We start from the raw sequence: 12,537 nt of genomic DNA on the forward strand, positions 1-12,537 counted from the left end.
CAATCCAAAAGGATCACCAGTCCGGGGTATAAATCATAATTGGCACTGGCTTTTCAAGCACCCTGTTGAGTTCTCAAAGAACAACCACACACCGACCAGAAGCCCCACTCAGTGGAGCACCCTCTCGGGGCTTTCCGTCCTTGTCCCCGCCGCTCACTGGCGCCGGGCACTTTTACTACGTTACCTCACCGTCTTCGCCGTGTCAAACCGTGTGTCCCGGTCTGTCGTGCTTCGTACGGGTTGGTCCCGGCGCACTCACGCAGCAGCGGACCGCTGCGTCAGGTCGTCGGATTTGGCAGGCCGGCCGCTGCGGTTTCCCGCAGACTTGCCCGGTTCCCTGCCGGTCGTGAACCTTACCCGGTCAGTTGCGCTGCACCAAATCCGCCTCCCGGCCAATTCGGCGAGCCCCGCCCGGACCGTGTCCCGCAGGAGCGAACCCCTGCCTGACCCGGCTGCCTGCCCGATTCGGTGCTCCAGGACTTTCGTCCCGTTTGCCCCGTTCCGCGCTGGCAGAGAGAAAGTTACGCGTCCGTGGGTTTGATCGTCAAATCCGGGGGTAGCGTCCCACGTCACACTCGCTGCCGGGGGCCGTATCCCCAGTTCAGAGGGTTTGGCGTTTTCGCAAAAGGCGCGTGGACACCGCCATAGAGGGCTCTCAGCTGACCGAGAGTGACCAGCCGAGCCGGATCTGGGGCCTTGGGCCGTCAGGCGGAAGGGCGGTTCAGACGCCGACGGGCGGCGAACCAGGCGCGGATGCCGAGGACGCCGACGGTGCTGCCGATGGCCAGCGACGCCCCGATCAGCAGGGCGTGCACCCACAGGAAGCTGGTGGCCGCGCCGTCCCCCACCGTGCCGGACGCCCAGGAGCGCGGGTCCTGCCAGATGGCGACGGCGAACCTCGGCCAGATCACCCAGGTCCAGACCCCGACTCCGACCAGGAAGACAGCCCACGCACGCGACAGCACCATGGCAGCCGAGTATGCCAGCGGAGCTGGTCACCGGCCCGGACGCCGGGATTGGCTCGGCACGAGGATCGCGTCCTCGCGGCTGGATCTGACTCAGAAGCAGGTCCCGATGCCGCCGATCGCCGGGTTGGCCCGATCGTGGTGGCTGATGGCACCGGTCGGGTCGGCCATCAGCCCACCCCAGATCGCGCAGCCGCCCCGGACGTACGCCCGGGCGGGGCCGGCGGCGTAGAGCCTGGCGGCATCGTCGACCTGGGTCGGCAGGTCCTGGGCGGAGAGGTAGGTCTGTGTGCGGGTGAGCATGCCGAGGTGAGCGGCCTTGATGGTGACTGTGCAGCCGAATCCGGTGATCGGGTCGTACAACAGGTGGACGGTGCCGAGTCGGTTGCCGGTCCGCGCGTCCCGGATCGGGTCCTGGTCGACCGAGGCGTAGCCGAGCCCGCAGAGCGCCCGCGGGGAGTACGGATTGAGCGTTCGCGCCTGCGCCGCGCTCCCGCTCGCCGCGACGAGGCTCAGCGCGAGCGCCAGCACGGCGCCGAACCGTCGAATTGTGCTGTACATCTGCGTCCCCCTTCTCCGGCAATGCTTGGATGCGGGACCAGAATGGTGGCGCCGGACCTGCCCTCGAATGTGCGGGAGGGACACAGCGCCCCGACGGTGGATGTGCGGATGAGCGGCCCGGACCGCGCTGAGCTGGGCGGTGGCCCTGCTCGTCATCGACGTTCGACAGCTATGACGTATTTCGCAGCGCGCATTTCGATGAACTCAGAACTGCCGAATTGTTTCCGGCGGGAGCGGGGTGGGCACAGCGGAACGGGACAGCCGAAGACCGTCACCGGAGGTGTCCCGTGCAACCCTCGATCTTCAATCCCTGGGACTGGCGCGACCCGTCGGCCCTCGCCGGCGGGTACGCGCAGACCACCCCCTCGGCCTCCCCTCCGGAAGGCCCGGACGGCGCGCACGACGGGCCGGACGCACCCGGCCCCGGCACGCCAATCGACCTGGTCGGCTACCGGGTGCAGGCGACCGACGGGCGGATCGGCACCATCGACGAGGCGAGCCACGACGCGGACGCGCGGTACCTGGTGGTGGACACCGGGCCATGGATCCTCGGCCACAAGGTGCTGCTGCCGGCCGGCACGGTGGCCCGGGTGGACCACCGGGACCGCAGCGTGCACGTCGACCGGACCCGACAGGAGATCAAGGACGCACCGCCCTTCGATCCGGAGTCGTCCGACCCGGAGTACCGGGAACGCGTCGGCAGCTACTACGCGGAGAGCTATCGGCCGCGCCAAGCCGGGAGCCCCGAGCCACAGCGCTGAGCGGCGGACCCGTGCCGGAGATACCGGGCCACTCCGGAGCGGGCGGTACGGGCGGGGCTTCACGGGTACCGTGATTCCGTGGTCCGGACGAGCAGTTGCGCGTCGGAGGCGGTCGAGATGGTCGACTGCCTCCCCCTCTGCGCGGTGCCCGGGTTCCCGATCAGCTCCGGCGATGGCCGTGAGCAACTCCTGGACGTACTCCGTGCTGGTGGTTTGCGGTACCGCGCCGGCGCGCGATGGCGGACGGCTCGCTGAGTCGAACCCGCTGACCGACGGGGCGAATTTCGCCCCGCTCGGCGCGCGCCCACGCGTTACCCACTTCCCGCACGAAAGGCACACCGCCATGTCCGTCGCACGAATGCTCACCGGCGACCGGCCCACCGGCCGCCTGCACCTTGGCCACTACGTCGGCAGCATCGCCAACCGGGTGCGGCTGCACCAGCGCTACGAGAGCTTCTTCATCATCGCCGACCTGCACATGCTGACCACCAGGAACCGCCGCGAGGACATCGACCAGGTCTCCGGCAACGCCCGCGAGATGGTGACCGACATCCTCGCCGCCGGCATCGACCCGACGCGGGCGACCTTCTACCTCCAGTCAGCAATCCCGGAGGTCGGCGACCTCAACACACTCCTGCAGAACCTGGTGAGCGTGCCCCGGCTGGAACGGGTGCCGTCGCTGAAGGACATGGCCCGGGACGCGGGCAAGGAGGAGATGCCGTACGGCCTGCTGGGCTACCCGGTGCTCCAGGCCGCGGACATCCTCTGCGTGAAGGGGCAGGTCGTCCCGGTCGGCCGGGACAACGCCGCGCACGTCGAGGTGACCCGGGAGATCGCCCGCCGGTTCAACCACCTGTACGGCCCGGTCTTCCCGGTGCCCGAGCTGATCCCGGCGGATACGCCGAGCCTGGTGGGCACCGACGGCGCGGCCAAGATGAGCAAGAGCCGGGGCAACACGATCGCCCTCTCCGACGACCCCGCCACGGTGCGTCGCAAGGTGCTCGGCATGTACACCGACCCGAACCGGGTCCGGGCCGACGTGCCGGGCACGGTGGAGGGCAATCCGGTCTTCGCGTACCACGAGGTGTTCAACCCGGACCGTGACGAGGTGGCCGAACTGGCCGCGCGCTACCGGGCCGGACGGGTCGGTGACGTGGAGGTCAAGGAGCGGCTGGTCGTCGCGCTGGAGCGGTTCCTGGCACCGATCAGGGAGCGGCGGGCCCGGATCGAAGCGGACCGGGGGCTGGTCGACCGGCTGATCGTCGAGGGCACCGAACGGACCCGCCAGGAGGTACGGCAGACGCTGGTCGAGGTCCGCCGGGCGATGGGGCTGACCGGCGCGTACCAGCAGGTGCGGCGGCGAGCGGAGCGGAGCCGTAGGCGGACGGACGCCCCGGCCTGAAGCCTCGGCGGCGCCGAACGGTGGACCGGCTGAGCTGCGGAAAGAAGAATTCTGGACGCCGTGTCGATATCCCCGGTCCCCGTTCGTCGTCATGCTGTACGGCGACCCGCCGCACCGAGAGGAGCGAAGCGTGAAGTACATGCTGCTGTTCATGAGCCCCGCGACCGACGGGGACGAGCCCGTCGACGGGTGCAGCTTCGAGGACTGGATCAGCTACGACCGGGAGATGAAGGACGCGGGGATCTGGGTCTCCGGGCACCCGTTGCAGGACCTGACCACGTGCACGACGGTGCAGGTCGGCCCGGAAGGCGAACGCACGATCACCGACGGGCCGTTCGCGGAGACCCGTGAGGTGCTCGGCGGGTACGACATCATCGACGTGCCGGATCTCGATGTCGCGCTGGAATGGGCGGCCCGCAGCCCTGGCGCACTCGGCGGTGGGTCGGTCCAGGTGCGCCCGGTCGCCGAGATCGAGGTCGGGGTCTGACGATGCCGAGCGAGGGGGCAGCGGGGGCGGAGCCGGTCGGGTCGTCCGTGGAGGCGGTGTTCCGGGAGGAACGCGGCCGGCTGCTCGCCTCGCTCGTGCATCGCTTCGGCGACCTCGACCTGGCCGAGGAGGTTGCCTCCGAGGCCATCGAGGCGGCGCTGGTGCATTGGCCCACCGACGGCGTCCCGAGTCGGCCGGGCGCCTGGCTGCTCACCACGGCCCGCCGCCGCGCGGTGGACCGGCTGCGCCGCGACCGGGTGCTGGCCACCCGACTCGCCGTGCTCCAGGCGGAGGCTGAGCGGGCCGACGCCGCCCCACCCGCCGACGCGGACCGCGACCTGCCCGACGATCGGCTGGCGCTCTTCTTCACCTGCGCGCACCCGGCCCTACCCGCCCAGGACCGCGGAGCGCTCACCCTGCGCTTCCTCGCCGGGCTCACCACGGTCGAGGTCGCGCGGGCCTTCCTGGTGCCGCCCGCGACCATGGCTCAGCGACTCGTCCGGGCCAAGCGGAAGATCCGCGACGCACGCATCCCATTCCGGGTACCCGGGGCCGACGAGCTGCCCGAACGCCTGCCCACGGTGCTGCAGGCGGTCTACTCGATCTTCACCGAGGGCTACGCCGCCAGCTCCGGCCCGGATCTCCAGCGGACCGACCTCGCCGAGGAGGCCATCCGGCTGGCCCGAATCCTGCGTCGGTTGCTGCCGGCCGAGCGGGAGGTCGCCGGGCTGCTCGGATTGATGCTGCTGGTCCACGCCCGGCGCGCCGCGCGGACCGGGTCGGACGGCCGGGTGGTCCTGCTCGACGACCAGGACCGTGGGCGCTGGGACCACCGCATGATCGACGAGGGGCGCGGCCTGGTGGTGGTCGCGCTGACCGGCCGACCACCCGGGCCGTACGGGGTGCAGGCCGCCATCGCCGCGCTGCACGACGAGGCCGCCGATGTGGCCAGCACCGACTGGCCCCAGGTGGTGGCGCTGTACGACGTGCTGCTCGGCCTGGTCCCCTCGCCGGTCGTCGCACTCAACCGGGCCGCCGCGGTGGCCATGCGGGACGGGCCGGAGGCCGGGCTCGCCCTGCTGGACGAGTTGGCCGACGATCCCCGGCTGCGCGGCTACCACCTCTATTCGGCGACCCGGGCCGACCTGCTGCGCCGGCTCAACCGGTACGACGAGGCCGCGGCGGCGTACCGGAGCGCGCTGACGCTGGTCGGCACCGAGCCGGAACGGGCGCACCTGCTCCGCCGGCTCGAATCCGTCACCAGCGACGAGCCGGCCGACTGACCGGGTGCCCCGGCCGCCGCGCACCGGGCCGGTCGGCGCACCCGCTGTAACCTGCACCGGTGAGTCTGACCGTGCCACCCGGCGAGTTCGAGGCGTACCTGTTCGACTGCGACGGCACCATCGTCGACTCGATGCCGCTGCACTATCTGGCCTGGCAGCGGGCACTGGACGAGTGGGGCTGCGAGTTCCCGGAGGAGCTGTTCTACGCCTGGGGTGGCCGGCCGGTGGCCGACATCATCGCCACCCTGAACGAGCGGCACGGTCTGGCCATGCCGGTGGCGACCGTCACCGAGCGCCGGGAGAGCTTCTACCAGGAGCTGCTGCCGCAGCTCGCCGCCGTGCCCGAGGTGCTGGCGCACATCCACGACGCGCACCAGCGGGTCCCGTTCGCCGTCGTCTCCGGCAGCACCCGGGCCTCGGTCACCGCATCCCTCGACGCGCTCGGCCTGCTCGACCGGTTTGACGTGCTGGTGTGCGCCGACGACTACACGCGGGCCAAGCCGGACCCGGAAGCCTTCCTGCTCGCGGCGTCACACCTCGGCGTACCCCCGGGGTCCTGCCTGGTCTTCGAGGACACCGACCTGGGCATTCAGGCCGCCACCGCGGCCGGCATGGCGTCGGTACGCGTGCCGCAACCCCGCGATCGCTGAGGCCCGACCAGGTGGTCGACGCCACGACCGGTGGCGCCGATCCGCTCAGTCCGGGCGGTGCTGCCGGTCCAGCGAGCGTTGGTGCCGCCGCAGCGCCCGGTGATGCGCGTGCGCGAGCAACCGGTCGACCTCGCTCAGGCTGCGCGGGCCCGGGTTGAGCACGCACGCCCACCCGTGGGTGCCGTAGGCGGGATGGGGAACGACCTGGTCGAGGGCGGTGAAGTCGACCGCGGAACGGTGCTCGGCGACCTGCGCCGGTGGGTAGCCGAACCGGCGCTCGAACTCCTCGCGGCCGAGGTCCAGGTTGAGCCGGAAGACGCCCGGCCGGTCGAGCTTCGAGTCCTCGTCGAAGCCGGCGGTGTCCTGCCCGACCAGGGTGGCGAACGGCCGGCGGTGGTCCGGGCCGACGAAGAAGAACCGGTCGCCCCAACTGGACTGCGGGGCACCGGACGCCTCGTCGGCCCGTACGACGGTCACCTCGGGCAGGGCGAGGATGAGGTCGGCGATGTCGTCGGCACCGAGGTCGAACGACCAGGCGGCGGGCATTGATGAAGAAGCCATGACCTTCACCGTATCGTTGAACCACCCGTTGAGACTTTCTCCATCGACGACCTCCTGGAGACGGCCCTGAACCCTCAAACCGCAGGACACGCCCACCGGCCGGTGGACCTGGCCCGGGAGCACGGCATCTCCAGCCAGGCGGTCCGCAACTACGAGCGCGACGGCGTCATCCCCGCCGCCCGGCGCACGCCGAGCGGCTACCGCACGTACACCGAGGTGCACGCCGCGGCGTTGCGCGCCTACCTGGCGCTCGTCGCGGGGCACGGGTACGCGACCGCCGGCGAGATCATGCGGGCGGCGGTCCGCGGTGACCTGGACGCCGCCCTGCGCGCCGTCGACAGCAGTCACGCGCAACTGCTACGGGACCGCGAGACGCTCGACGCCGTCGAGGCGACGATCGGGGTGCTCACCGCGGCACCGACCCCCAGCCCGCCCGGCCGGCCGCTGACCGTCGGCGACCTCGCCCACCGGCTCGGCGTGACACCCGCGACCCTGCGGAAGTGGGAGAGGGCCGGCATCCTGTGCCCGGCGCGCGACCGCGCCGCCGGGCAGCGGCTGTACGGCCCCGACGACGTCCGCGACGCCGAACTGACCCACCTTCTGCGCCGGGGCGGTTACCTGCTGGAGCACATCGCGACCGTGATGCGGCAGGTACGCGCCGCCGACGGTCCCGGCCCACTGGCGGCCTCCCTGCACACCTGGCGGCAGCGGCTGGCCACCCGCGGCCACGCGATGCTGGTGGCCGCCGGCCACCTTGCCGGCTACCTGGCGGCGACCGGACCGTGATCGCCCCGGCCGCTGGGCCTAGCTGACCTTCAGCAGCAGCTTGCCCTGGTAGGAGGTCTGCAGCCGGCGGTGTGCCTCCACCACCTTGCCCAGCGGAAACGTCTCGGCGACGTGCACCTCGAACGGTGCCGCCTCGATGAGCTCGTTGAGGCGCTGCAACTGCCGGAGGTTGGCCGCACCGTCGTACGCCCGGACGGGCACGCCGGGCCGTTCGCTCGGCTCGGGCTGCACACCATGGGGGTACGCGACCACACCGCCGTCGGACAGCGCCTCGGTGAGCCGGTCCAGCGTCTTGCCGCCAGCCATCGCCAGGATGCCGTCCGCTCCACCCGGGGCCGCTTCCCGGATCCGCGCCAGCACCTGGGTCAGGTCCCCATGGCCGTCGAGAGACACGTCGGCGCCGAGCCGGGTCACCAACGCCACCCCGTCCGACCCGGAGGCCACCGCGATCACGTTGAGCCCCTGCCGCTTGGCCAACTGCACGGCCAGGTGGCCCTGCCCGCCGCTCGCGCCGAAGATCAGCAGCCAGGCACCGGCCGACAGACTCAGGGCGTCCAGCCCCGCCAGCGCGGTCAACGCGTCGGTGGGCATGGCGCCGGCGTGCTCCACCGACACACCTTCGGGCAGCTTCGCGACGTACTGCGCCTTCGCCACCGCGTACTCGGCGTAGAAGCCGCCCTTCGGCCGGCTGTTGGCGGACACGTAGACCAGGTCACCCACCGCGACGTTGGTCACCTGGCTGCCGGCGGCGGCCACCGTTCCGGCACCGTCCGGACCGGGCACGATCGGGAACGCGGCGCCCTCGGGCACCAGCGTGCCCTGGCGCTCGTAGGCGTCCCACACCCCCACGCCGGCGCTCCACACCTTGATCAGCACCTCGTCATCGGCGATCTCCGGCACCGGCAGGATCCGGAGGGTGATCACCTCCGGCCCGCCGAACTCGTCGAAGGCCGCGGCCTGCATCCGCTCGGGCACATCCCCGTCAACCATGTGGATTCCCTCTCCGCGCCAGCGTCACCGTCGCAGCATGCCGGCTCCGGGACGGGCCCGGTCCGGGGCTGTGCACCGTTCACCCACAAGGGCGACCGCCCGTGCTCGATCGCCTCGGGGCACCGGTGCGCCCCGAGGCGGTGGCGTAGTCGGAGCCAACGCGGGAATGGCTGCCTCGTGCACGCTCCGTCGAGGCAGACCACGGCCGGGCTCCTGGTGGTGCTGGCCGCGGCCTCCGGTTGCCTCGACGTGATCTGCCTGACCCGGCTCAACGGGTACTTCGCCAGCGTGATCACCGGCAATCTGGTGCAGTTCGGCCACGCGATCGCCACGGCGAATGCCCGCTCGCTCGCCGGTGCCGTGGCGGCGGTGGGCGGTTACGCGCTCGGCGTGGCCGGCGCCACGCTGCCGTTACGCCACGGCGGACCGGGGTGGAACCGCCGTACCGCAGTGGTCGCGGCGGCCGAGGCGGTGCTGCTGCTCGGATTCACGGCGGGCTGGCTGGGCTGCGCGGCGCGTCCCGGATACGCCGCCGGGCTCGTGCTGCTCGGGGTGGCGTCCGTGGCGAGTGGCATGCAGAGCGTGATCACCATCGGCGCCGGCATCCGGGGTGCCTCGACCACCTATCTGACCGGCTCGCTGACCAACATGGTCCGGCGTCGCGTCCTCGACCCACACCGGTTCGCGGACGTGGGTGGCCTCGGCCGGTTGGCGGGACTGGTCGGCGGCGCCGTACTCGGCACGGTGGTGCTGCGCCTGGCACCGACCTGGGCACCCGCGCTGGCGGCGGCCCTGGCGGTCGCGGTCGTCGCGGTCGCCGTCGGCCTGACCCGCCGGGCGGTGGCCGCCGTCCCGCAATCGCCGGACCGGGACCGCCCCTCGTCCAGGCCGTGACCCCACCTCGATCATGCGGTCAGGACGTCTGCGCCTCCTGACCCCGGAGCGCCTGCTCGACGGCGTCGCGCACCCGAGCGTCCTCGCGCTCCGTGCGCCGGACGCGGTTGCGACGCCGGTACAGGAGTGCCCCGACGAGAACGGCGATCAGTACGACGAGCACCAGCACCAGCATCCACGGCAGCGCCCAGCCGTGCGCCGTGACCTGGACCGGCTTGAGCGAGGTGGTGGAGCCTGACGCGTCGGTGAGCAGCGGTGTGAGGGTTGCGGTCGCCGCCAGCCGGACCGCGGGAGCCATGCCGTGCACGGGCACGCTCACGTTCCAGCTCTCACCCGGAAGCAACTCCGGCGGGGCTGCGACCCCGCCCGCCTTGACCCGCAGCGACCCGAACGGGCCCGAGATCGATACTGCCTGCTGGCCGGACAGGGCGGCGTTGCCGGTGTTGTGGATCTTGTAGGTGACGGTGGCGTCGCCCTTGCTGAACGGGTTGACCGTGCCGGCGTACTTCACGTGCAGGTCCTCGATGGCGAGGCTCGGCTTCAGCTCACCGCCGACCCGCAGCTTGATCCGGATACCGAGGCGCCGGTCCACGTTGATGCCCTCAGCCTGGTCGGCCTGCGTCAGCGAGGTGAGGATGCCGCCGACGTAGTCACCGGGCGTGGCGTTGTCCGGAACGCTGATCTTGAAGGGGACCTGGGCGGTCTTCCCGGGCTGGATCGCGACACTGCCGGTGCCGGCGTGCGACCACGCCCCGATCGCGACGGACTTCTTGTCCCGGGTGAGCAGGTCGAGCTGACCGGCGCCGGTCGTGAAGCCGTCGGCGGCGTACACGGAAAGGTTCAGCGGCACCGGGCCGCGGTTGGCGACGACCATCGCATCCTCAACCACTCCACCGGGGTTGACGTTGTAGCTGTAGCTGGACCGGGCGGCGCCGTAGCTGTTGGAGGCCGTCCGGACCGTCCAGGCGACGTCACCTTCCGCTGCCAGGGCGGGGCCTGCGGCCAGGCCGGCGACGGCGGAGGTGGCGAGCAGGGCGAGAGCGGTCGTACGAAGGAGTGTTGCGGTCCTGGTCTTCCAGCGCGTTACGGACGCGTGCATTTCGGGTCCTTGAGGTGATCTTGGAAGGTTTGCAACGGGTGGCGGGGTAGGCCCCCGAAGGTGCCTACCCCGCCCGATGGAGCAGGTTCGATCAGCTGCTCAGCGCAGTGATCGTGAGGGTGGCGCGGTAGCTACCCTTCGCGATGCTGTCCGGGATCTTCAGGTCCAGGTCAGCGCCGAGCTTGGCGCCGCCCCGGGGGTGGCCCTGCACGGCCGCACCGAGGCCGCTCGAAACCGAGAGGCCCTTGCCCTGGTCGTCGAAGCCCGACAGGACCGGAGCACCGGCCTCGGCACCAGCGCCAGCGTCGAGGACGTACGGGGTCCAGCCCAGGTAGGAGCCGGAGAACGTCTTGTCGGCGTCCTGGAAGTCACCCACGTTGGCCGAGATCGACCACGGGGCGAGCGATCGGCGGCTGTCCGACACGAGGATCGGGTTGATCTTGCCGTTCGCCTCGAAGTAGGTGCCGTCGCGCTCCTGCGCGGTACCGAGATCGACCAGGCCGTTGTAGCCGTCGATCGTCCAGCCGAACTCACCCGGAGCCGGGTTCGGCACGTTCACCTGGATGGCCTGGCCGTCACCGTTGAACGGGTGCACCGTCACCTTGTCGACGATCGAGCCGACCGGCTGACCCTCGGCGGTGTTGTTGCACGGGGCGTTGCCGTTCTCGACCGCCGCATTCGGCGCCGCGCACGTGCCGCTGCGGAGGTTCTGCAGAACCAGCTTGTCGCCGCGCACCTGCACCTTGACGTAGCTGCGGACGTGCTCCTGGTTCTGCACCGAGTTGTACCAGTACTTGCCCGGGTCCAGCGGGTCGGGACCGTTACCACGGATGCCCGTGCCGGTGCTGTCCGGCTTCTTGATGTCGTAGTACTTCGAGCCGGAGGCCGAGTTCGCCGTCACGTAGATGACGCCACCCGGGCCGGGGAACACGTCGGCAGCGCCGGGCTGCTCGGCCGGGTTCTCCTTCTGGCCGTTCTTGATCGAGTAGCTGCGGGAGTAGCTGTGGTCGTGACCCTGCAGCACCATGTCGATGCCGAGGTTCGAGAACGCGGTCGTGAAGTGCTCACGACGGTCCTTGTTGTCCGTGTCGGTGGCGTGGCTGGCCGGCGAGTAGATCGAGTGGTGGTAGACCAGCACCTTCCACTTGGCCTCGGAGCCGTGCTTGTTGATCACGTCGGTGATGTACGAGACGTGCGCCGCGTCGCCGACGTTGCCGCCCTCGGCGGGCACCTTGTAGCTGTTGCTGTTGATGTCGATGAACAGCACGTCCTTGTAGACGAACCAGTAGTCACCACCGGACTTGGTGCCCGCCGGGTTCCCGTTGTCGTAGTACGGGGCCGTGCGGTCGGTGTTCGGGGTGAAGTGGTGCTGCTCGTAGGACTTGCCGCCGACGTCGTGGTTACCGATGGTGGCGACGAGCGGGTACTGACGCAGCTGGTCGGGCGCCAGGAACGAGGTCCACTGACCCTCGTCGTTGGCGCTCTCGACGTGGTCGCCGCCCGACACCAGCAGCTCGGCGTTCGGGTTCGCCGCGGTGGCGACCTTCAGGGTCTCCTCCCAGCCGGCCTGGTCCTTCAGCCGGTCACCGGAGGAACCGATCTGGGGGTCGCCGAAGAACAGGAAGTCGTAGTCGCCCTCGAAGTCCTGCGTCTTGAAGGCGTACGCCGCGGACCAGCTGCCCTCGGCGCCGACCCGGTACGAGTACGCCGTGTTCTCGCGCAGGTTGCTGATCGTGGCGTACCGGTTGAAGCCGGTGGTGGAGGTGTTCGCGGCACCGACGGCGTCGAAGCTGACGGCACTGGCCGGGAACTCACCGTTCACGATCTCGGCGGTCGGGGCGAGCTGGATCTTCTGCGCGGTGTCGGCGGAGGAGTACCAGGTCACGACGCGCTGCGTCTCGTTGGCGCCGACGCCGAGGATGACGCCGGTGATCGTGGTGGACTCGGCCGCGCTGGCGGTGGCCGTCAGGCCGCTACCGAGGGCTGCGGCCATTCCGAGGACGCCCGCGGCGACCCCGGCGACGACGCGCCGCCGCACGAGCCCGGGGGCCCCTGTCGAGGTGCTCAATGTCATCGACATTGTTCCCTTTTCAAATAG

General features: G+C 70.9%; 13 protein-coding genes. 7 read left to right on the forward strand and 6 right to left on the reverse strand.

The genetic code is table 11. The features are described from left to right. Positions 1 to 704 precede the first annotated feature (704 nt). Both ABZV00_RS31140 and ABZV00_RS31145 read right to left on the reverse strand, forming a co-directional pair. Entirely contained in the window at positions 705 to 968 is a 264-nt protein-coding gene (locus ABZV00_RS31140; RefSeq protein ID WP_355612819.1) for a hypothetical protein, read from the reverse strand. Between the two features lie 90 nt (positions 969 to 1,058). Next, the gene (locus tag ABZV00_RS31145; RefSeq protein WP_355612822.1) at positions 1,059 to 1,526 is read right to left on the reverse strand and encodes a hypothetical protein; all 468 of its coding nucleotides are present in this window, start codon (positions 1,524 to 1,526) and stop codon (positions 1,059 to 1,061) included. A 287-nt stretch (positions 1,527 to 1,813) separates the two neighbouring features. Between ABZV00_RS31145 and ABZV00_RS31150 the strand changes: the two genes are divergently transcribed. The 5 genes from ABZV00_RS31150 (at position 1,814) to ABZV00_RS31170 (ending at position 6,109) form a co-directional block, all read left to right on the forward strand. Beyond that, entirely contained in the window at positions 1,814 to 2,287 is a 474-nt protein-coding gene (locus ABZV00_RS31150) for a PRC-barrel domain-containing protein (protein WP_355612825.1), read from the forward strand. 343 nt (positions 2,288 to 2,630) lie between these two features. Next, complete coding sequence (gene trpS, locus ABZV00_RS31155; protein ID WP_355612828.1) at positions 2,631 to 3,689, forward strand: tryptophan--tRNA ligase; 1,059 nt, start codon at positions 2,631 to 2,633, stop codon at positions 3,687 to 3,689. 139 nt (positions 3,690 to 3,828) lie between these two features. Next, positions 3,829 to 4,176: a YciI family protein gene (locus tag ABZV00_RS31160; RefSeq protein ID WP_355612941.1), complete on the forward strand. Its 348-nt coding sequence runs from the start codon at positions 3,829 to 3,831 to the stop codon at positions 4,174 to 4,176. A 2-nt stretch (positions 4,177 to 4,178) separates the two neighbouring features. Further along, positions 4,179 to 5,459 carry a sigma-70 family RNA polymerase sigma factor gene (locus tag ABZV00_RS31165; RefSeq protein ID WP_355612831.1) on the forward strand — a complete coding sequence of 427 codons (1,281 nt, stop codon included), beginning with the start codon at positions 4,179 to 4,181 and terminating at the stop codon, positions 5,457 to 5,459. A gap of 59 nt (positions 5,460 to 5,518) precedes the next feature. Continuing rightward, positions 5,519 to 6,109, forward strand: coding sequence for an HAD family phosphatase (locus ABZV00_RS31170; protein WP_355612834.1), 591 nt, complete (start codon positions 5,519 to 5,521; stop codon positions 6,107 to 6,109). 45 nt (positions 6,110 to 6,154) lie between these two features. Here ABZV00_RS31170 and ABZV00_RS31175 read toward each other — a convergent pair whose 3' ends face one another. Next, positions 6,155 to 6,670 carry a DUF6194 family protein gene (locus ABZV00_RS31175; RefSeq protein WP_355612836.1) on the reverse strand — a complete coding sequence of 172 codons (516 nt, stop codon included), beginning with the start codon at positions 6,668 to 6,670 and terminating at the stop codon, positions 6,155 to 6,157. A gap of 102 nt (positions 6,671 to 6,772) precedes the next feature. On the opposite strand from ABZV00_RS31175, the gene ABZV00_RS31180 reads away from it, so the two are divergent. Continuing rightward, positions 6,773 to 7,456: a TioE family transcriptional regulator gene (locus ABZV00_RS31180; protein WP_355612839.1), complete on the forward strand. Its 684-nt coding sequence runs from the start codon at positions 6,773 to 6,775 to the stop codon at positions 7,454 to 7,456. An 18-nt stretch (positions 7,457 to 7,474) separates the two neighbouring features. On the opposite strand, the gene ABZV00_RS31185 is transcribed toward ABZV00_RS31180, so the two are convergent. Continuing rightward, entirely contained in the window at positions 7,475 to 8,446 is a 972-nt protein-coding gene (locus ABZV00_RS31185; RefSeq protein WP_355612842.1) for an NADP-dependent oxidoreductase, read from the reverse strand. A 177-nt stretch (positions 8,447 to 8,623) separates the two neighbouring features. On the opposite strand from ABZV00_RS31185, the gene ABZV00_RS31190 reads away from it, so the two are divergent. Next, the gene (locus ABZV00_RS31190) at positions 8,624 to 9,340 is read left to right on the forward strand and encodes a YoaK family protein (protein WP_355612845.1); all 717 of its coding nucleotides are present in this window, start codon (positions 8,624 to 8,626) and stop codon (positions 9,338 to 9,340) included. A gap of 19 nt (positions 9,341 to 9,359) precedes the next feature. Here ABZV00_RS31190 and ABZV00_RS31195 read toward each other — a convergent pair whose 3' ends face one another. Beyond that, complete coding sequence (locus ABZV00_RS31195; RefSeq protein ID WP_355612848.1) at positions 9,360 to 10,439, reverse strand: DUF916 domain-containing protein; 1,080 nt, start codon at positions 10,437 to 10,439, stop codon at positions 9,360 to 9,362. Between the two features lie 91 nt (positions 10,440 to 10,530). Continuing rightward, the gene (locus ABZV00_RS31200) at positions 10,531 to 12,513 is read right to left on the reverse strand and encodes an FN3 domain-containing metallophosphoesterase family protein (protein WP_355612851.1); all 1,983 of its coding nucleotides are present in this window, start codon (positions 12,511 to 12,513) and stop codon (positions 10,531 to 10,533) included. Positions 12,514 to 12,537: the final 24 nt, after the last annotated feature.

Origin of the sequence: Micromonospora sp. NPDC005173, from assembly GCF_040608515.1 — a bacterium.
In the GTDB taxonomy this organism is placed as follows: domain Bacteria; phylum Actinomycetota; class Actinomycetes; order Mycobacteriales; family Micromonosporaceae; genus Micromonospora.

What these genes read in the sequence shown, in the direction of transcription:
- ABZV00_RS31140 (WP_355612819.1), bottom strand. Translation starts at nt 968, where the DNA reads ATGGTGCTGTCGCGTGCGTGGGCTGTCTTCCTGGTCGGAGTCGGGGTC.
- ABZV00_RS31145 (WP_355612822.1), bottom strand. Translation starts at nt 1,526, where the DNA reads ATGTACAGCACAATTCGACGGTTCGGCGCCGTGCTGGCGCTCGCGCTG.
- trpS (WP_355612828.1), top strand. Translation starts at nt 2,631, where the DNA reads ATGTCCGTCGCACGAATGCTCACCGGCGACCGGCCCACCGGCCGCCTG.
- ABZV00_RS31160 (WP_355612941.1), top strand. Translation starts at nt 3,829, where the DNA reads ATGCTGCTGTTCATGAGCCCCGCGACCGACGGGGACGAGCCCGTCGAC.
- ABZV00_RS31165 (WP_355612831.1), top strand. Translation starts at nt 4,179, where the DNA reads ATGCCGAGCGAGGGGGCAGCGGGGGCGGAGCCGGTCGGGTCGTCCGTG.
- ABZV00_RS31175 (WP_355612836.1), bottom strand. Translation starts at nt 6,670, where the DNA reads ATGGCTTCTTCATCAATGCCCGCCGCCTGGTCGTTCGACCTCGGTGCC.
- ABZV00_RS31185 (WP_355612842.1), bottom strand. Translation starts at nt 8,446, where the DNA reads ATGGTTGACGGGGATGTGCCCGAGCGGATGCAGGCCGCGGCCTTCGAC.
- ABZV00_RS31195 (WP_355612848.1), bottom strand. Translation starts at nt 10,439, where the DNA reads ATGCACGCGTCCGTAACGCGCTGGAAGACCAGGACCGCAACACTCCTT.
- ABZV00_RS31200 (WP_355612851.1), bottom strand. Translation starts at nt 12,513, where the DNA reads ATGACATTGAGCACCTCGACAGGGGCCCCCGGGCTCGTGCGGCGGCGC.